A 19,411-nucleotide genomic window follows, 5' to 3' on the forward strand; every position below is an offset into this window, starting at 1 on the left:
GCATAGCGAATAGTAAAATTGGGTTTGGCGATTTGATTTTACTACTTCGCTATTTTTTTAAACTAAAAGTGTCAACACACCCTAGATAAAAGTGAGTTAATTTCGATAAAAAATACTTTTAATTTCTCTTTTTTTAGGTTTCTTGGTCGAGTGTTATTTAAGCGATTCATCTGCTTGGCCAAAAAATATTTCAAATTAAATCGTGTGAAAGGTTATGAAATTTCCGTTTGAAAAATCCTGCATTTTTGGGCTGAGTAAGCAGTTGTCACAATGGATTATTCTTTTGCTAAAAAACCAAAATATCACTTGCATATTTCCCAGATACAGCCGATATTCAAGATATAAGGACACGATTCTGCAGACTCAAAAATGTGTTCATCATTCAAAATGGAGGGTGTCATTCCAATCATTTGAAGAAGTGAAATGCGATGCGAAACAGCAAGCTACAAACGTGCCAAGATAAAAAATTTTGCACTCAAAAGTTACAAAGATTGAGGATGGTAATATATGAATATTGAACTTCGTACCGATAACCACATTCAGAATAGTGATCGTTTAATTACTTATGTACGGGAAGAATTAAATCAAGAATTCCAGCGCCACAGCGAACGTATTACCCATTTTTCAGTCCATCTCAGTGATGAAAATGGCGCCAAAGGCGGCGATGACGATATTCGCTGTATGATTGAAGCGCGTCCTGCAGGCTTGAAACCTGTCGTAGTCAATCATCGTGGCCATAATGTCGATACTGCGATCCACGGTGCAATTGACCGACTAAAACGTAGTCTGGAACATGTGATCGAGAAAAAAGACAATGTTCGTCCAGGTGCTCTTGACCTAGCAGGCACAGATACTGCGGATATCGAAGAGTAAGCCAAACTGATTTGAAAAAGCCCTGCGGGGCTTTTTTCGTATTAAACAAAAATATAGTTATGAGAAGCACAACAAATCCTGCTTTATTCGGCATAATAGTCGAAAACGAATCAAAGTGAGCTCCATCATGTTAACTGCGCAACAACAGCTTTTTGTGCAAGCACTCGAAGAATTAAATCTGGACCAGGTCAAACAGCTGCTGGCAGATGGACTCAACCCGAATTTTATTGATCATGACAAAGGCCCGGTGATTTCGGTCTGGTCAGATGGCCTGTTTAAATGGTGGGAAGAAGTGTGTGAGCTGTATGAAGCCGGAACACCACTTTCAGAAGAGGAGAAACAGGCACGTTTGGCGGTACATTTACAGATTCTGGAAGAACTGATCCAGGCCAAAGTGAATCTGCATCTGTGGGATGCAGAAGAAATTTATGGTCCACTCTGGGATGCCGCAAGTGCCGCATGCGCGCCAGCTGTACAGCGTTTACTGGATGAAAAAGTCGATCCAAATAGCAAAGATGAAGATGGCATGACTATTTTATCTTCAATTAGTGATCTATTCTTTGATTGTGATTTTGATGAAATCAACTGGTCAGAAGCCTTGGATGAAGAAAAACAGACGCTAGAACTGCTTCGCAAGCATGGCGCAAAAATGACCAAAGAACTCAGTTAAATTTTAATAAAGAGCTCCAACATGACAACATTAAAAACCTTGGGTTTGATTGCACTGGCCGGTTGTAGTGCACAGCTTTTCGCAGCAGATTTTGAATTTGATCGACCAGGTGAGGGTCTCAGTACTGGAATTACTCCAGTCGGAAATGTCGCTTGGGAGCAAGGCTTGCCTACAGCGCGTTATAGCAAGTCGGGCGATCAGACCGCGACCACACTCAGTGCAGATATGTTGTTACGTACCGGACTCAGTGATGATCTGGAATTGCGTTTAGGTTGGGCTGGCCCGACCTGGATACAAGTGAAATCCAATGGCCAGACCGAAGAAGATGATGGTCTGGGCGATGTTAGTATTGGTCTGAAAAAGGCCATTGATCTGGATGATGACAAACTCAGTATGGCTTTGCTGGCCGAAGCCATCATTGCAACAGGCAATGCCGGTTTCACCAATGAAGAAGATATTTACAGCTTGGGTTCTGTCGTGTCGTATCAATATAATGACTTGGTCAGTACCGCATTGACCATGCGTTATGAATGGCAGGACAGCAACTGGGCAGTGTCTGCGATTCCTTCTCTAGGCTACCGCATTACTGATCGCTGGTCAGGTTATTCTGAACTGATTTACCGTAAAGCTGAAAGTGTCGATAATCAATACGCGCTCGGTACCGGGATTATGTATGCCTTAAACGACCGTGTCCAATTGGATGCGAATGTCGGTGTAGATCTGGATGGTGCAGATCGAAGCTACTTCTCAGGCCTAGGTTTCTCTGTGCTGTTCTAAGTTATTCAACTCACAGATGATGAAATACTCGCAGTTCCCGACCTGGGGGAAAATACTTGCCCCGGTTATTTTGGGAAGCACCTTGTTCAGCAGTCCTGCTCAAGCGGAAACTGCATTGTTGTCTGCCGATCAGGCTTTTCCTGTGAGCGTGATCTCCACCAGTCAGCAGCAGGCTGAACTGAGCTGGCAGATTCCGGACAACTATTATCTGTATCAGCATAAAATTGAAGTCCGGCAGGGCAACCAGCCGGTGACGTTTGAGTTGCCACCCGCTGAAGATTTATATGATGACAACTATGGGCATACCCAGGTTTATTATCAGCAGTTAAAGTTTCAGATCCCGACTCAGGCGGGGCGATCCTATCAGGTCAGCTGGCAGGGTTGTGCCAAAGACCGGATCTGTTATCCGCCACAAACCATTCAGTTCAAGACCGATTTGTCCGGTCTGGTGCAATTTGAAGCTGCCGGATCAGGAACAAAGCGTTTACTTGATCTGAATACTTCATCACTGCAACACAATACCCTGTTTAATACAGCAGATTCTTCAGAATCTACAGCAGATGAAATCTCTGCATCAGCCAACACACAAACCGAACCCTATGCAGCACAAGACCAGAAATGGTCAGCCCAACTGCTTGAACGCTCTTTGGGCTATGGGCTTTTGCTGTTTTTCGGCCTGGGAATTTTACTGGCGTTTACGCCGTGTTCCTTGCCGATGCTGCCGATTCTGACCTCACTGATTGTACGTGACAGTAAAGGCCTGAAAGCCTGGATGATTGCACTGACTTTTGTCAGCAGTATGGCCGCTGTCTATGCAGTACTTGGCCTAATTGCATCTTCGGCCGGCCTGAATTTTCAGCGCTGGTTGCAGCAACCTGGGACTTTAATTGCTTTTAGTGTGCTATTTGTCCTGTTTGCCCTGAATCTGTTTGGCCTATTTGAAATCAAACTGCCGCAACGTCTGGTTCATCGTCTGGATCGGGCACAGGCCATGCAGCAGGGAGGTAGTCTGGTCAGTGCGGGCGTTATGGGCATGATTTCGGCGCTTCTGGTAGGACCATGCATGACCGCACCACTGGCAGGTGCATTGTTGTTTATTTCCCAGACGCAAAATCAGTGGCAGGGCGCTCTGTTGCTGTTTACTCTGGGTTTTGGGATGGGCACGCCTTTATTACTGGCCAGTATTCTGGGTGCACGGATTCTGCCTAAAGCCGGGCACTGGATGAATCAGATTAAAGTGCTCTTTGCCTTTATCATGCTGGCATTGGCCCTGTATTTTATTCGGCCGCTAATTTCAGAAGCCGCTTTACAATGGTTATCCTTAGCTTTGGGTATGACCTTCGTAGCCTATGTGCTGTTCCGGATTTTCTGGCATCGCACGAGTCTAAGATGGCTGTATATCCTGTGTCTGGTACTGGCTGTACCTTATATTGCTTATAGCCAATATCAGCATAGTCAGCGGTTTTTTGTGGAGCAGGTGAGTACAGAAGTCAACTGGCATGTGGCACGTAGTGCAGCAGAATTTCAGCAGATTTTGAACAAGGCACCACAAGGGCAAAAGATCATTATTGATGTCTACGCCGACTGGTGTGTCGCCTGTCAGCCGATCGAACATCGTATTTTAAAATCTGCAGCGGTGCAGCAGGCGCTTGCGCCATATTTCCTGATCAAGCTGGATTTAAGCCAATATAATGCCTCTCATCAAGCACTGTTAAACCAATGGGAAATTCTGGGACCGCCAACGTATTTATTCTTGAATGCGCAGCAGCAGGAAATTCGTGGCTTGCGTTTGACCGGTGCCTTTAGCGAGGGAGAATTGCTGGCACAACTGCAAGCGCTGGCTCAAAGTGAAAATCCATAATCTAGTCTTAAAAAGCTGAACCCGTTTAAGAGACCTGCATCTGTGCTGGCACCGGTTCAGCATAGGCTTTGACCAGATTACGCCCACCGGCTTTAGCCTGATAAAGCGCCTGATCGGCCTGACTCAATAACTGCTGCGGGCGTAATTCCGCGCTAGAAATGGCAATCCCGAAACTGGCGGTCACCGGAATCAGCTCACCCTCATCACTGAAAATCTGCAATTGCTGAATGGCGATGCGGCAGCGCTCAGCCACTTGCTCGGCTTTTTCCAGACTGGTGTTTTTAAGCACCAGAATAAATTCTTCCCCGCCAAAACGGCCGACTACATCACTTTCGCGCAATTGCTGGTTCAGCACGGCGCTCACTTCGACTAAGGTTTCATCGCCCTTATGATGGCCATAGTGATCATTAATTTTCTTGAAATGATCCAGATCTAATAGCACTAAAGCATAATTGGGAGTGGCTGCGGCATTCAGTTTATCCAGACATTGGTTGATGCTACGGCGGTTAAACAGGTTGGTGAGCGGATCAATCTGACTCAGCTGTTTGATCAGCTGCTCGCGATGACGCCATTGGCTCAGCAGAATCTCGAATAACACCATGCAGACGGCCAGAATTGGCAAAATGAAATACAGCATCGATAACAGCCAGAAACCATTATAGAAAAGCTTGTCATCGATATTAAATAGCGGTGAATAAGGCAATTGATGACCGAAACTTAAATAGGCACATCCGCCCAGAAAAATGGAGGCAGGAATCAGCATGCTATAGACTAGCGTGCGATGAAACAGTACCAGACCGACCATAATTAAGCAGACGTAAGCGGTGGTAGCCACCGGACTGATCACGCCGACGATATAGGCATCCCGACATAACGAAACCACAAAGGTGCCAACTGCTAGATAGGGTAGATAACGTTCCACCAGACGGTTGCCCTGAAATTTATAACAGGGATAAATTAGCAAGGCTAAAATCAATAAAAAACTGCCGTTCAGCACGACTTGTGAATAAACCCGTTCAATATGTACATATTGCCAATACTCAGGATTGAATAAAACAAACAGGTCCCAGCCGAGCCAGGTCAGATGTACACCGCATCCCAAGGTCAGCATCAGGATGCATTTCTTCAGGATACGCCAGTTCATCACGACTTCATCTTCGACCAGATATTTCTTGATTCTGTGTCTTAGCACTTTTTCTAATACAGGCGATATTCGCTTCATGGTCCCGGTCTGACTTTAATTGTTATGGCAGATTTTTTAAGACTTATTGGATATTTATAGCTTTATTTACACAAGATAACATAAGTTTGAATGCTTGATAAACAACAATATTTAAAACATTTTTGTGATTTAGTTGATATCTGATCTGCTCATTCTTTGCCTATAGCATAAGTGATCTAGGCTATACCAAAGGGTTCTAATCAAAATTAAAGAGGTTAAGAGGCATACAGTTTTGTTCTAAATTCAGGATGATGTGTTTTATTTGTGCTAATTATTTCAATATGGTCAATCGTTAAAATGGCTGCATTGTTAGAAACAACCAAAGATAAAGAGCGAAGCCATGAAAGTTTTACAGATTGATTCCAGTATTTTAGGAGATGCTTCTATTTCGCGTCAGTTGACTCAGGCCGTGGTGGAACAATTGCAGCAAAAATATGCTGAGGCCATTGAAGTTGAGTACCTGGATCTGGCAGCACAGCCTATTCCCCATCTTACTGCCGAAATTTTAATGGGCCAGAATGCAGAACAGACGGCATTGGGCGAGGAAATTTTAGATCAATATTTACAGGCTGATGTCGTGGTGATTGGTGCAGCGATGTATAACTTCGGTTTGCCATCAACCCTAAAAGCCTGGATTGACCGGATCTGTGTCGCGGGACGTACTTTTAAATATACCGAACAAGGTCCTGTGGGTTTGGCGGGCAATAAGAAAGTGTATATTGCCAGCAGCCGTGGTGGTGTCTATGGCGAGCAAAGCCCGGCTGATTTTCAGGAGGCTTTCCTGAAAACCGTGTTTAACTTTACCGGTGTGAATGATATCGAAGTGATTCGTGCTGAAGGAGTGAACATGGGCGAAGCGGTTAAAGCCCAAGCATTGCAAACTGCATTGCAGCAAGTTCAGGCCATTTAAAACCTAAAACCTCTTTTCAAAGGGTCAGCTACGGCTGACCTTTTTTATATGCTAAATCATGCTTAATCTCGGTCCAGACGATGGGCAAATTCTGCAAGATCGGTCAGCGCCTGTTTGGCTTCATCGAACCAGGCACTGAACATCTGGAAGTTGTGCCACATGCCGGTATAGAGTTTAAATTCGACCTCGACACCCGCCTGTTCCGCTTTTTCTTTAAAACGACTAGCATCATCCAGCAGAATTTCCTTGGAACCTACCTGAATATGAATCGGTGGCAAGCCGGCTAAATCGGCAAAAAAAGGAGAAACTTCCGGATCACCACGATCAATCGAACGCGGCACATAATATTCAATCCCGGTTTGAACCGTTTCCAGAGACAGCAGGGCATCATGCTTCTGGTTATAACGTAAAGATTCACTGGTCAACGTTAAATCCAGCAGTGGAGACAGCAGAATCAGACCGCTGACCTGTGGCAGACTTTCCTGCTGTATTTTGAGTGCCAGCGCCAAGGCCAGATTGGCACCGCAAGAATCGCCGGACAGAATAATATCTTTGGCCTGAACACCTTGATCCAGTAGCAGATTATAGACATCAAACAAGGCTTCCAACGCTTCTGGATAGGCAGATTCGGGTGATAGCGGATAATCGACATGCAGCACCTGCATCTGGGTTCGAGCCGCAATTTGAGTCATAAAGGCACGATGGGTATTTAAAGAACCTAAGTAAAATGCGCCGCCATGAATATGAAAAATCAGCTGGGTCGATTCCTGCTGCGGCTTAATTTCTTCCGCGCGCAGTCCGGCCAATCGAAGCGAGCGAATCTGTACCGTTTTATCCTGAGGGAAAAGTTTGCACATCTGTTCCAGAGCAATGCGCATTGAACTCGGTGGAAGACTGAATCTGCTCGGGGCACGAATGGCCGTTTTTAAAAAGCTTTCTGTAATTAATTGTTTCGTTAGCGGGCTTATCTTCATCTTCCTTCCATCTTTTTGTGCTTTTATTGATCGTGTAGATTATTTACCAACCATATTTACAAGGTTACACTAAATAGTCACACCTAAAAATTGAAAAATTGTTGTGACTTTTTAATACTACATGGGTCTATTTTCAGACTAAGGAAATGAAGAAAAATGAAAAAAATAGCGCTTACGTTAGGACTACTAGGCTTATCTGCATTGGCGAATGCCGCGGATCCTTTAAATGGCACGGTATGGAAAACCATTGATGATAAAACCAAGCAGCCTAAGGCCATGGTTAAATTCACTGAACAAAAGAACGGCACTTTGTCAGCCAGTATTCAGTCTGTGTTAACTCCAGGTGAAGAAAATGCCTGCAAGAAATGTGAAGGTCCATATCACAACAAATCTCTGAAAGGCCTGACCATTGTTAAAGGTCTAAAAAATGCTGGCGGGACTAGCTATGACAGCGGTTCGATCCTGGATCCGCAATCCGGTAAAACCTATAAGTTGAAAGGCCAGCTGGCAGACGGTGGCAAGAAACTTGAGCTACGTGGTTTCATCGGTGTAGCGGCATTGGGTCGTAACCAGACTTGGATTCGTGCCAACTAATTTATTTTAAGCAGATATACAAAAGCCTGATCGATGTCAGGCTTTTTTATGAGTGTTATTCAATACAAGATATTAGTGGGCTAAGCTACGATAAGCTGTTTCATCAAAACCGGCAATAAATCCTGTAGAGGTTGCCAAGATTGGACGTTTGATTAAACTGGTATGGGTGGTTAATGCATTAATTAAGGCATTTTCACTTGACAGGGTGGCCTGTTGCTCTTCTTCACTGAGTTTACGCCAGGTAGTGCCTTTCTTGTTCAGAACCACGTCCTGACCCAAGGCATCCAGCCAGGTTTTGACGGTTTCAGCATCGATGCCCTGTTTTTTATAATCATGAAATTCATAACTCAGACCTTGCTCCGTCAGCAGATCAAAGGCTTTTTTCATCGAACTACAATTTTTAATTCCGTAAATTTTTAACATAGCTGCCATCTAAAAAATTTAAATCATGAACTAGCTTAACCAAATTGGCAGCAGCAAACCATGCAAAAGCAAATGAAAAAAAAGAAAAAATTTTAAATACCAGAAAAGTCATGTCATCAAAATGACATCAAGCAGCTTTAACATGAGCAGCAAGAAAAAGAACAATCTAAATAATAAGAAAAATAAAAATTTGGGAATAATAGAAATAGAAAACCCGCATTTAATCATCCTGATCATGCGGGTCTCAATCCAACGTCCAATGTCACATCCATGCAAAACAAGCTAAATCTATAGTCTGTTTTATTTTCGTCCTACGGCGTCCTGTCCTTATGTTGTCGTCCTGACATGTCCTTGTGCCGTAGCGCTATAATGCTATGTTATTACATTAAGATAAACCCAAAAAATACGTCATGTCATGTAAGAGATAAGCCTTAATTGAGTGAACGTATGTTCACTCAATTAAATAATGAAGATTATAGTTTGTAGTCGATGATCACGGGGGCATGGTCGCTAAACCATTGTTCTTTATAGACCCAGGCATTAACGGTACGCTCTTTCCAGTCCGGAGAGCAGGCATGATAATCAATCCGCCAACCAACATTCTTGGCACGCGCCTGTCCACGGTTTGACCACCAGGAGTATAATTCGGCTTCTTTGCGGACTTCACGGAAAGTATCGACATAACCAAGCTCATCGTAGATATGATCTAGCCAGGCACGTTCGTGCGGTAAACAGCCCGAGGCTTTCTGGTTACCCGACCAGTTTTTAATATCGATACGTTTATGCACGATATTGTAGTCACCGCAGACAATCACCGATTTATTTTCATCGCGCCACTGTTTCAGGATTTTTGCGTATTCTTCCAGAAAGTGATCTTTACGCGCTTGTGCTTCATCGCCTGATGAACCCGAAGGCAGATACAGGGAACAGATCTGTACAGTTTGTTCTAGACCCAAGTTAAATTCAGCGGCAATAAAACGGCCTTGTGAATCGGCCAGTTCAAAACCCAAGCCATCGGTCAGAGACACAAAAGGCAGACGGCTATAAATGGCAGTACCGGCATAACCCGGACGCTCGGCAGGAAACAGGTGCGTGTACCAGCCTTCAGGCTTGAATTTATCGGTCCACTGCGCATGCGTGATCCGGCTTTCCTGCATGCAAATCACGTCGGCATCCGACTGTTCCATCCATTCTAATAGACCTTTGGTGACAGATGAGCGTAAGCCGTTGACATTAATTGAAACGACGCGAAGAATTTTTTGATCACCTGGATAGCTACTCTTTGGTATCATGCGCAAGTCTTACCTTAATTAATGGATTTAGGAGCACCTCATGTCAACGCCAGCTCAGTTTAACCCACAAGCTTTTATCGAACTCGCATTATCACGCGGTGTGCTTAAATTTGGTGAGTTTACTTTAAAATCGGGACGTGTGAGTCCCTATTTTTTTAATGCGGGTCTGTTGAATGATGGTGAAGCCTTGACACTGCTGGCTTCTGGCTATGCTGCAAAACTGATTAAATGTGACCATGTTGAAGTGATTTTTGGACCTGCCTATAAAGGCATTCCTTTTGTGGCAGCAACTGCTGTGGCTCTGTCGCAAAATCATGGGGTAAGTGTGCCGTGGGGTTTTAATCGCAAAGAAGCCAAAGACCATGGCGAGGGTGGCGTATTGGTCGGTGCTTCTGTAGAAGGTAAAAAAGTCTGGATCATTGATGATGTGATTACCGCAGGCACAGCGATTCGTGAAGTCGTCACCATCCTGAAAAATGCCGGTGCGCAGATTGCGGGTGTGCTAGTTGCATTAGACCGTCAGGAAAAAGGTCAGGGCGAACTGTCTGCGATTCAGGAAGTGCAGCAAGAGCTTGAGATTCCTGTACATGCCTTAATTACCATGAAAGATTTAATGGACTATCTGGAAGCGAAAGGCGACCTAGCAGCTTTGGCGAAAATGGAAGATTACCGTGTTAAATACGGAATCTAAGCCTAGATTGGCATAGAAAAGGAAGCTTGAGCTTCCTTTTTTTGTAGATGTTCAATTTGCTAAACATTTGAAATTTATTATCTCTGTCTATTCTTGTAAGCATTGGCTTACATCAATTCCAGCACTTTGCGGCTGTTTTGAATAGTGGAAATTTCCTATGATAGCTTTAACAGGAACAGGAGGTTCCACACAAGAATAACAATAGATAAATACAAGGAAAGTAAGGTACGACAGGAGTTATACCAAGCGAACCCATACGGAAAGCCCCTGGCAGGATGCTAGGGGTTTTTCATTTTTATCTTTTATAAAGTCTAACTGAGCAGCAGTGATTCAGAAACATGATTCTTAAAAATTCACTTTTGATGAGCTAAACAGACAATCAGAAAACCTTTCACCAAAATTATGAATCTTCAGTGCTAAAAAAAGCACCTGAAGGTGCTTTTTCTTATTGCTGGGCTAAATTATAGCGCAACGATATTGATCGCATTTGGACCTTTTTGACCATCAACTACGCTAAAAGAAACACGTTGACCTTCAAACAAAGTTTTAAAACCAGAACTGCTGATTTCTTTAAAGTGTGCAAAAACGTCAGGACCTGATTCTTGTTGAATAAAACCAAAACCTTTAGTTTCGTTAAACCATTTTACTGTACCGGTAACTGTAGTAGACATAATATAAACCTGTTAAATTTTAATAATTTTAGTCATCGAAATGACTATGGATAACTTGGAAAAACAACAAGAATTGAAATAAAGATCTGAAAAAACTGAGGATTATAAATAATACTGCGGCACTTAAAGAAGCTTAACTAAACAACGCTTTTTTCTAGTTAAACACAGCATAACCTAAATCAGAAAATATTCAAGTTTTTTATATTTATTATTTATTTTTCTTATAAAAGTGGCTTAATTACTCTTTATCTTAAGCTTTTCAAGCTGATTGACTTGGACTTTATCGGTCGGATTTAAGCTTTAGCAAAGCAAAACAATAAATACACGTTGTGTTTGCGTTACTTTATGTTAATCAAAATCGTTCAGTACTCAGCAAGATTTTACTAAGTCAGTGTATTTTATAACTTTGGGTAAATTGATATTTGTAGTTTTAAGATAGTTCTTGTCATTGTCTGTGTATGAAAATCCACCTATATTAAAACTCAATTGGAAAAATTAACTATAAGAATTTCTTAATTTTAATTTAAAACCAAAACAAGAGTAAGTCTCATGGATTACTGGAACGGTGTGTTGCTTATATCCATCATTACCATGGTTGGACTAGCCATGATCATCCTGTTCGTCGGATGTAAAATGTGGAAGAACTTAGTGGTGACTTTACTGATTGCCACCTTGATTGGATTTCTGATTGTATGTGCGATCAATTTTGTTTTTGGTGATCGTCTGCAATTTCTGTGGGGTGCCCCTGAGACTGGCGATAGCAATTTTATGCTGGAAATGGGACTGATGAGCCTGTTAATAGGTGGCGTGAGTGCTTTTATCATTATGCTAGGCACGCTGGTAGCAAAAAGTAATAATAGAAATCAAAACGATGAAGACTAGTTTTTAGCAAAATAACAGATATCGGCATAAGCAGGAACGTACCGGAAAACCCAAAAAGTATAATGAGAATGCTTATAAAATCTAAAATCAAAAAAAATTATCTTCAGCCTAAAACACAGCAGCATAGCGCTACGGAGTATGAATATAATTTCATCTTCCGTAGCGATATGATTAACCTGTAAAAATTAAATTTAAGAAAACTTAGAACATCATTCTAAGGCCTGCACCATAGATCCAGCCTTTTTCTGAATCAGAACTTTGCTGCCAGTCTGTCTGTTGATTGCCTTTGCTATATTCATAACCCACTTCCAGATAAGGCATGAACTTTTTGCTCAGTTCATAGCGTGTTTCCAGACCCAAGGTCGCATGACTGAGACCAGTTTTTTTCGCATTAGCTGCCTGATCATTCAGGGTGAGATCCAGTTCGACAAAGGGCTGCATAATCAGTTTTTGCGTCAATAACAGGTCACGTTCCATTTCCAGTTTTAATCCGACAAAGTCATCTTCACCGACATAGAGATGAGCATCCGTTTCGAAAAAGTAGGGGGCCAAACCATGTAGCCCAAATACGGCATCGAAACGCTCGTTCTGCTGTCGTGTTGCAGACCCGGCTAAATTTTCCTGACGGTAGCGCACACCGGTCTGCACATCCCAGAAATCGGAAATATTTCGGCTATACAACACTTTGGCCTCATATTCGGCCTGACGGGATTCATGTTTGTCGGCTTCTAGCTTGAGGAAGATTTTATTTTCATCGGTGCCGACTCTGGCCTGGTTCTTAGACTTGAATGCCCCATTTCCCTCTGAACTATGCTGCCATTTCTGGTCCAGAATGATCTGGCTATAAATCTGTGCGCCATGTTCTTTACGGTGATCATGTTCGCTGGCAGAGCTGACTGAATTTTGTGGTGTGCTCAGTGCATGCTGTTGATGCAATAACTTTGGTGGCGGTTGATGGGATGCTTCATCTGCAGTTTCAGTATGCTGTGCGTGGTCATTAGTCACGTTTTGCATGGCATGATGTCCGCTATGATGCTGATGTTCATTATGACCCGTATGCTCGCTAGAAGCTGCTGCAAAAATACTCAGACTGCTTAGGGTAAGCGCACTGCTAAGCACTGACTTTACCAAAAGATTAGTGATGTGCATGGCTTTCTCCTTGAGCAGCTGCTGGCTTTGACGGCATTTTTTGTGAAGAAGGGTGAGATGCTTGATCTTCGTCAACCTGTGCCACAATCAGCTTGTTCATCATGCCGGCACTCATGTGATAGAGCAGATGGCAGTGAATCGCCCATTCTCCCAGTTCGTCTGCTGTGAGCAGGGTGGTCACCGTTTTCCCAGGCGGCACAATCACGGTGTGTTTATTTGGCATATTTGCAGCAGACTGACCATTTTCCAGCTGCATAAACATGCCATGCAAATGCATCGGATGGGCCATCATGCTGTCATTGATAAATTTCAGCCGGATCCGCTCGCCATATTTCACCTGAAGTGGCTCGGCATCACTGAATTTTTTACCATTAATGGTCCAGATGTAGCGCTCCATGGTTCCACCCAGACGAATCACCAGTTCACGTTCTGCTGCGCGGGTATCCGGTTGCGGTATTAGGGCTTTGAGGTCTTGATATTGTAAGGCTTTGTGCCCTGCAGGCGTAGACATATTGGCCCAGCCCTCAACCGGCTGATGAGGCTGATTGGTTCCGGACATGGCACGATGACTTGCATGCATGTCGTGCTGGGCATGATCATCATGTTTAGGCGTGCCTGTTGCAGATCGTGTAGTCTGACTGCTGTGTGTGTCATGCGACATATCATGCTGCTCAGCATGTCCCATATCTTCCATGGTCAATAAGGCACGAGGGCGCGGTGTTGGTAATTGAACCGGAGCCGGGGTTTTGCTTGAATCCGCTGCCTGATACAGACTGCCAATGGCAAAGCCTGAGCGGTCGATCGATTCCGCTTCAATCTGGTAATGGGCTGCAGTTGGTTCCACAATCACATCATAGGTTTCAGCGGTTCCAATACGGAACTCATCCACAGCGACCGGCTGTACAGCTTGTCCATCAGCACTGACCACGGTCATTTTCAGCTGGGGAATACGCACATCGAAAAATGACATGGCGGAAGCATTGATGAATCGCAGGCGGACTTTTTCATTGGGCTGGAACTGGCCACTCCAGTTTTGTTGCGGCGTTTTTCCATTGACCAGAAAGGTATAGCCGGTAACATCAGACAGGTCGGTTTTTAGCATACGCATCTGGTTCCACATCTTGCGATCTGACCAGGTGGCCTTGAGGCCGTCACGTTTCACCTGCTGGAGCACATCGCCCACAGTTTCGCGCTGGTTCTGATAATATTCGGCCGATTTTTTTAAATTGTTCTGAATCTGCTGGCTGCCCTGTTCGTGAAAATCCGACAGCATCACCACATAATCCCGCTCGGTTTGTTCATGTGCAGGTAGCAATGTCTGGGCTTTGGGGCGAATCACCAATGCGCCATAGAGGCCGTCCTGTTCCTGACCTTTGGAATGTGCGTGATACCAGTAGGTGCCGTTTTGACGAACCTTGAAGCGATAAGTAAAAGACTGTTTCGGTTTGATCCCCTGAAAACCGTTAAATCCGGGGACGCCATCCATCAGCCCGGGCAGGAGCAAGCCATGCCAGTGCAGCGAGGTATCCTGATTGTTCAGATTGTTTTGTACATGAATGACCGCGTCATCACCTTCTTCAAATTCCAGCAAGGGTGCAGGGAATTTTCCGTTTACAGTGATTCGCTTGACTGTCTTTCCGGTGAAATTGATCGGGCTTTCATCAATGACCAGATGGTATTCTTTTACGGCTGCAAACAGGGCAGACGACGAGATGAGGCCGAAGCCCAGACACAGGCTTTGACTGATTTTAAGCAACATAACTTAATCCTTAATGAATAAAAAAAATTAAAAATTCAGGATCAAGCTTTGGGTGGGCGTAAGATTTCTTGCCAGTAACCGGCAAGGTGCTTGGCATGATAAGCAGGGAGGAGGGTTTTTTCTGAATAACCGTGATCAGGCATGCTTAACTCGGGCGTTGCAATGGGCAGGCTGGTGACCAGGTTCTGGCAGGCCATAGTGCCACAATCCAGACAGTCTGATGACTGCTGGATGTTGTCACTGACACAATCCGGTTGTATCAGATTCTGATCTTGATGATGATCAGTCTTATGCAGAGAATGAGAGGCGGTCGGTTTTTTCATTTCCAGACAATGACTGCTCATTTTTTCAGTCGACATGACCAGATGCATGGTGTTTGCAGATGCGACAGACACACTGCTCCAGCCTATGGCAAAAACCACAAGCATCACCAACCAGACCTGTTTGACGAGCCGTATGAGCAAAAGTACACCCTGAAAAAATGCGCTGCATGTTTGAGCAATAAAAGCATAAACGCAGTAACTCAAATTAGCAAATTCTGGACAAGATTATTTTTTAGGTCACCTACATACTATTTTTTTCATAGGTTCAGGTTTCAGTTTCGCACTTTTCGCATTTTTTACAGTCCAGCAGTATCCCGATCTTTTCCTTGCGCCCTTGCTCGGTCATCACCCATGGGCGATTTTGCCATGGCGGGGTATGCCTAACATGCTGGCCATGTCCGCAGGCCAGCTCTGCAACCCAATGCTGTTCCTCATCCAGATGAAAACCGATAATGGCCTGTTGCATGGCATACCTCCCTTGAGCTCAAATTGCCTGAGCATCTATCTAAAAACCTATACAAAATAAGTCATGCAAAATCACTATAAACAAAAGAATCCACACAAGCTATACTCCTTGCCAAGTCATTTTTTGAAAAAGAGCAGAGACACATGCGCGTACTTGTTGTGATGGATCCCATTGAAAATGTAAACCTGAAGAAAGACTCGACCATGGCCATGCTGTGGGCAGCAGCACGTCGCGGGCATGAACTCGGTTATGCATTGCAGCAAGATTTATATATCGATCAGGGCAAGGCCTTTGGTCTGATCGCGCCGCTACAGGTATTTGAAGACTACGACCATTATTATGAACTTGGCGAAAAACAAAAAGAGTCGATCGCTGCTTATGACGTTGTCTTGATGCGTAAAGATCCGCCTTTTGATATGAACTTCGTCTATACCACTTATATTCTGGAGCAGGCAGAGCGCGAAGGGGCATGGATCATCAACAAACCGCAAAGCCTGCGTGACTGTAATGAAAAACTGTTCGCGACCCAGTTCCCGCATCTGCAAGTTCCGACCTTGGTGACTTCGCAGCAAAGCCTGATCCGTGAATTTCTCAAAGAACAGGTCGATGTGATTGTAAAACCTCTAGATGGTATGGGCGGCACCGGGATTTTCCGCCTGTATCAGGATGGCATCAACATCGGTTCAACCATTGAAATGCTGACCAATAATGGTACCCAGCCGATTATGGCGCAGCGTTATATTCCGGAAATTGTCGAAGGCGATAAACGCATCCTGATGATTAATGGTGAGCCAGTGCCGTATTGTCTGGCCCGTATTCCACAAAATGGTGAAGTGCGTGGTAATCTGGCCGCGGGTGGCCTAGGTGAGGCACGCCCCCTGACTGAAAATGACAAAGCCATTGCAGCAAAAGTAGGGCCGTATCTCAGAGAAAAAGGTCTGGTCTTTGTAGGGCTGGATGTGATCGGAAATTATGTTACTGAAATTAATGTAACCAGTCCAACCTGTATCCGTGAAATTGACACCCAGTTTGGCACCTCGATTGCAGATGATCTGTTTGCCGTGCTGGAAGCGGGGCAGGCCAATCAGGTTTAAAAGCAAAATCAGGTGAAAAAAGAGTCTGCTTGCAGGCTCTTTTTTATTTTTTCATTGAGGATAGCGCTTAAATAAAAATGCCGTCATTACCATACCCAGCATCGAAAGGCAGACGGTGATAATGGCAAGATTGGCCCAGTATTGAGTGGCAGATATCAGCGCAGCGCTCAGGGTCGGTATAAAAAACTGTGCGCAGGCTGAAATTTGTAAAACCAGACCCACACTGGCCGCTGCTGCATAGGCACGTGGTGCATAGTGCAGGGTAATCGCAAAAACAGTGGTCGGGATCATCCCGCCAATCAGTGAAAACAGCACGGCACTGACAACCTGCAATTCAAATGAGAGCCAGGAATTTGCTGCAAATACCAAGCAACTGCTGCAGAGCATTGCCACAAATCCGGTGCTCAATAAGGTGTGCGGTTTATAACCCTGTTGCAGCAACATGCCTGCGCCAAAAGTACCGCCCAGATTGGCCAGCACAACCATTGAAACCAGCATCCCTGCGCGTTTTAAGTCTAGCCCCTGTTCGACATACAGCGTAGGCAGGAAGCCCGTGACAGTGATCCATTGACTGCTATAACAGGCAAAAATAATCGCCAGACAGATAATGGGAGGATGGGTCAGGGTAATTTGAACAATCTGCCAGAATGAGGTATTTTCTGTAGCTGCTTGGGAAGAGTCTGGCTGTGTTACCGGGACAGGTTCAATATTTAAATATTGTTTAATCATGACAGCAATGACAAGGCACAGGCAGCCCAAAATGACCCAGATCGTTTGCCAGTCCAGATATTCAAGCAGGAGAGGAATCATCAATACGGCCAGACTGACACCAATACCCATATAAGAACTCCAGAGTCCCATCTTGAAATTCAGTGTTTCAGCGCGGCTGGTACGTTTTAGAATTGCTGGCGCACATAAGGAAATGGTTAAAAACCCGATTCCTTCCATAAAGCGCAATACATATAAAGTGGCAGGCTGCGTAATCCAGAGCCCGGCAAGACTGCTCAACCCTAAAATGATTAAGGCCATAATCAGGCAGCGCTTTAATCCCATTTTTTCTGAAAAGGCGCCAATGCATAGCGCAAACAGCATTCCGGCAGCCTGCACCAATGCTAATGAAAAACCAGCCTGAGTAAAACTCAGGTTTAAATCCTGCTGCAACACAGGAATCACGGCCGAAAGTTTGCCGACATGGATCGCAGCCAGATAACCGGCCAAGATAATCCATACATTACGACATGATATTTTTGACATCTATCCGAACTGAGTCTATTTAAAGCATCTGCTTGTACATCAAGCATCATTCATATATAGATATGAATAACATGAAAGTTTTATAAAATTAATAGGATTTAAGCCTAAGCTCATTAGTCGATGATAGGATATGGATTGACCGGGAGTGAGCTGTAAAGGGTTTTAAATAAAGCCCTGTCCGTGGCAAGGTTATTGATAATATAATGAGAAAATCATTTAAAATTGATATGATATGTCACTTAAGTCGAAGAAAAAGTGCAGACCTTATAAATAAAACGAGTCCAAACTTGAAATTTGCGTGAAAAAAGCAATTAAAGCCTTGTTGAAATAAAGTAAATAAACTTTCATGGCCTGAGGTTTGTGATTACAATTGATTACTTAAATCAGATTTCCTGCTCCATTTTTTGAATTGAAGAATTAGACCGTGACCGACGCTCAGCAAAAACAGCCTAAACATGTCATGATGATGGCAGCAGGTACAGGTGGACATGTGTTTCCAGCGTTAGCTGTTGCCAAAGACTTACAACAACAAGGTATACAGGTTTCCTGGTTGGCCACCCCCGCAGGTATGGAAAACCGCCTGTTAAAAAACCAGAATATCCCCATTTATCAGATTGATATTCAGGGTGTGCGTGGCAATGGTTTCTTACGTAAAGCCTTGGCGCCTTTTAAAATTATGAAAGCCACCTTAAGTGCCATGAAATTCATGAAACAGCTTCAGGTCGATGCCGTGGCAGGCTTTGGCGGCTATGTGGCAGGCCCGGGTGGTTTGGCCGCACGTATCTTAGGCATTCCGGTGCTGATCCATGAACAGAATGCAGTTGCCGGTTTTACCAATACCCAATTGTCGCGTGTGGCAAAGATGGTGTGTCAGGCTTTTCCAAATACCTTTCCGGCCCAAGAAAAAGTCGTGACTACAGGTAATCCGGTACGACAAGAAATTAGCGAAATTTTAAATCCGTCTTGGCGTTATCAGGAGCGTGACAAGGCAGGAATGCCCTTACGTATTTTGATCGTTGGCGGATCTTTGGGGGCGCAAGCCTTAAATGAACGGGTTCCGGAAGCTTTAAAGCAACTCAATGTGCCATTAAGCGTCTATCATCAGTGTGGGCAAAACCATGCCGAGGCGACCCGGGCACGTTATGAAAATGCACCAGCCAGTCTGCAAGTTGAAGTACAGCCCTTTATTGAAGATATGGCCAAAGCCTATTCTGATGCCGATCTGGTGATTTGCCGTGCCGGAGCTTTGACCGTCACTGAAATTGCCACTGCCGGCGTAGCTGCGATTTTTGTGCCGCTTCCAAGTGCGGTGGATGATCACCAGACGGCCAATGCTGGTTTCCTGGCCAATATCAATGCGGCAAAGATTTGCCCGCAGGCCACGATGACCCCGGAAAGTTTAACAACATTATTAGAGCCGATGCTGAATCGCCAACTGTTAATGGAAATGGCCGTGAAAGCACGTCGACAGGCTCAACCCGATGCGACTCAACATGTGGTCCGTTTAATTCAAGAATTGTAATCCG

20 protein-coding genes are annotated in these 19,411 nt (G+C 44.4%); 10 read left to right on the plus strand and 10 right to left on the minus strand.

The window, feature by feature from the left end; genetic code table 11:
• Positions 1 to 507: 507 nt before the first annotated feature.
• The 4 genes from NI462_RS09130 to dsbD all read left to right on the plus strand — a co-directional run bounded on the left by NI462_RS09130 (position 508) and on the right by dsbD (position 4,181).
• Positions 508 to 873 carry an HPF/RaiA family ribosome-associated protein gene (locus NI462_RS09130; RefSeq protein ID WP_219308006.1) on the plus strand — a complete coding sequence of 122 codons (366 nt, stop codon included), beginning with the start codon at positions 508 to 510 and terminating at the stop codon, positions 871 to 873.
• 127 nt (positions 874 to 1,000) lie between these two features.
• Positions 1,001 to 1,543, plus strand: a complete 543-nt coding sequence (locus NI462_RS09135; RefSeq protein WP_004647221.1) for an ankyrin repeat domain-containing protein — start codon at positions 1,001 to 1,003, stop codon at positions 1,541 to 1,543.
• Between the two features lie 21 nt (positions 1,544 to 1,564).
• Complete coding sequence (locus tag NI462_RS09140) at positions 1,565 to 2,320, plus strand: transporter (RefSeq protein WP_253160239.1); 756 nt, start codon at positions 1,565 to 1,567, stop codon at positions 2,318 to 2,320.
• A 19-nt stretch (positions 2,321 to 2,339) separates the two neighbouring features.
• The gene (dsbD, locus tag NI462_RS09145) at positions 2,340 to 4,181 is read left to right on the plus strand and encodes a protein-disulfide reductase DsbD (RefSeq protein ID WP_253160316.1); all 1,842 of its coding nucleotides are present in this window, start codon (positions 2,340 to 2,342) and stop codon (positions 4,179 to 4,181) included.
• Positions 4,182 to 4,206: 25 nt separating this feature from the next.
• Here the strand turns inward: dsbD and NI462_RS09150 are convergent, their stop codons facing one another.
• Complete coding sequence (locus NI462_RS09150) at positions 4,207 to 5,403, minus strand: GGDEF domain-containing protein (protein WP_253160242.1); 1,197 nt, start codon at positions 5,401 to 5,403, stop codon at positions 4,207 to 4,209.
• A gap of 340 nt (positions 5,404 to 5,743) precedes the next feature.
• On the opposite strand from NI462_RS09150, the gene NI462_RS09155 reads away from it, so the two are divergent.
• On the plus strand, positions 5,744 to 6,313 hold the full coding sequence (locus tag NI462_RS09155) for an FMN-dependent NADH-azoreductase (protein ID WP_004281290.1): 570 nt from the start codon (positions 5,744 to 5,746) through the stop codon (positions 6,311 to 6,313).
• A gap of 62 nt (positions 6,314 to 6,375) precedes the next feature.
• Here the strand turns inward: NI462_RS09155 and NI462_RS09160 are convergent, their stop codons facing one another.
• Positions 6,376 to 7,287 (minus strand): alpha/beta hydrolase, encoded by a 912-nt coding sequence (locus tag NI462_RS09160; protein WP_004729134.1) that lies wholly within the window; start codon positions 7,285 to 7,287, stop codon positions 6,376 to 6,378.
• Positions 7,288 to 7,443: 156 nt separating this feature from the next.
• On the opposite strand from NI462_RS09160, the gene NI462_RS09165 reads away from it, so the two are divergent.
• The gene (locus NI462_RS09165; RefSeq protein ID WP_005105342.1) at positions 7,444 to 7,881 is read left to right on the plus strand and encodes a DUF2147 domain-containing protein; all 438 of its coding nucleotides are present in this window, start codon (positions 7,444 to 7,446) and stop codon (positions 7,879 to 7,881) included.
• A gap of 72 nt (positions 7,882 to 7,953) precedes the next feature.
• On the opposite strand, the gene NI462_RS09170 is transcribed toward NI462_RS09165, so the two are convergent.
• Positions 7,954 to 8,304 carry a Spx/MgsR family RNA polymerase-binding regulatory protein gene (locus NI462_RS09170; protein ID WP_005105344.1) on the minus strand — a complete coding sequence of 117 codons (351 nt, stop codon included), beginning with the start codon at positions 8,302 to 8,304 and terminating at the stop codon, positions 7,954 to 7,956.
• 473 nt (positions 8,305 to 8,777) lie between these two features.
• Positions 8,778 to 9,596 carry an exodeoxyribonuclease III gene (locus NI462_RS09175; protein WP_005105345.1) on the minus strand — a complete coding sequence of 273 codons (819 nt, stop codon included), beginning with the start codon at positions 9,594 to 9,596 and terminating at the stop codon, positions 8,778 to 8,780.
• 40 nt (positions 9,597 to 9,636) lie between these two features.
• On the opposite strand from NI462_RS09175, the gene pyrE reads away from it, so the two are divergent.
• Positions 9,637 to 10,287 (plus strand): orotate phosphoribosyltransferase, encoded by a 651-nt coding sequence (pyrE, locus tag NI462_RS09180; RefSeq protein WP_004729142.1) that lies wholly within the window; start codon positions 9,637 to 9,639, stop codon positions 10,285 to 10,287.
• A gap of 461 nt (positions 10,288 to 10,748) precedes the next feature.
• On the opposite strand, the gene NI462_RS09185 is transcribed toward pyrE, so the two are convergent.
• Positions 10,749 to 10,958, minus strand: a complete 210-nt coding sequence (locus NI462_RS09185) for a cold-shock protein (RefSeq protein ID WP_004281299.1) — start codon at positions 10,956 to 10,958, stop codon at positions 10,749 to 10,751.
• Positions 10,959 to 11,507: 549 nt separating this feature from the next.
• Here NI462_RS09185 and NI462_RS09190 point away from each other — a divergent pair.
• Positions 11,508 to 11,840: a hypothetical protein gene (locus tag NI462_RS09190; RefSeq protein ID WP_253160246.1), complete on the plus strand. Its 333-nt coding sequence runs from the start codon at positions 11,508 to 11,510 to the stop codon at positions 11,838 to 11,840.
• A 201-nt stretch (positions 11,841 to 12,041) separates the two neighbouring features.
• On the opposite strand, the gene NI462_RS09195 is transcribed toward NI462_RS09190, so the two are convergent.
• From NI462_RS09195 to NI462_RS09210, 4 genes are all read right to left on the minus strand, one after another.
• Positions 12,042 to 12,989: a copper resistance protein B gene (locus tag NI462_RS09195; RefSeq protein ID WP_253160249.1), complete on the minus strand. Its 948-nt coding sequence runs from the start codon at positions 12,987 to 12,989 to the stop codon at positions 12,042 to 12,044.
• Positions 12,976 to 14,748, minus strand: coding sequence for a copper resistance system multicopper oxidase (locus NI462_RS09200; protein ID WP_253160251.1), 1,773 nt, complete (start codon positions 14,746 to 14,748; stop codon positions 12,976 to 12,978). The genes NI462_RS09195 and NI462_RS09200 overlap by 14 nt, the downstream gene beginning before the upstream one ends.
• 41 nt (positions 14,749 to 14,789) lie before the next feature.
• Positions 14,790 to 15,212 carry a hypothetical protein gene (locus tag NI462_RS09205; RefSeq protein ID WP_253160253.1) on the minus strand — a complete coding sequence of 141 codons (423 nt, stop codon included), beginning with the start codon at positions 15,210 to 15,212 and terminating at the stop codon, positions 14,790 to 14,792.
• 124 nt (positions 15,213 to 15,336) lie between these two features.
• Complete coding sequence (locus NI462_RS09210) at positions 15,337 to 15,537, minus strand: DUF3565 domain-containing protein (RefSeq protein WP_253160255.1); 201 nt, start codon at positions 15,535 to 15,537, stop codon at positions 15,337 to 15,339.
• A 143-nt stretch (positions 15,538 to 15,680) separates the two neighbouring features.
• Here NI462_RS09210 and gshB point away from each other — a divergent pair, with 143 nt between their 5' ends.
• Complete coding sequence (gene gshB / locus NI462_RS09215) at positions 15,681 to 16,631, plus strand: glutathione synthase (RefSeq protein ID WP_005250312.1); 951 nt, start codon at positions 15,681 to 15,683, stop codon at positions 16,629 to 16,631.
• Positions 16,632 to 16,682: 51 nt separating this feature from the next.
• Here gshB and NI462_RS09220 read toward each other — a convergent pair whose 3' ends face one another.
• On the minus strand, positions 16,683 to 17,885 hold the full coding sequence (locus NI462_RS09220; RefSeq protein WP_253160257.1) for an MFS transporter: 1,203 nt from the start codon (positions 17,883 to 17,885) through the stop codon (positions 16,683 to 16,685).
• A 424-nt stretch (positions 17,886 to 18,309) separates the two neighbouring features.
• Between NI462_RS09220 and murG the strand changes: the two genes are divergently transcribed.
• A complete protein-coding gene (murG, locus tag NI462_RS09225; RefSeq protein ID WP_253160259.1) occupies positions 18,310 to 19,407 on the plus strand; it encodes an undecaprenyldiphospho-muramoylpentapeptide beta-N-acetylglucosaminyltransferase in 1,098 nt (365 codons plus the stop codon).
• Positions 19,408 to 19,411 lie beyond the last annotated feature (4 nt).

The sequence above is a fragment of the Acinetobacter lwoffii genome, assembly GCF_024129715.1.
Lineage (GTDB): Bacteria > Pseudomonadota > Gammaproteobacteria > Pseudomonadales > Moraxellaceae > Acinetobacter > Acinetobacter lwoffii_U.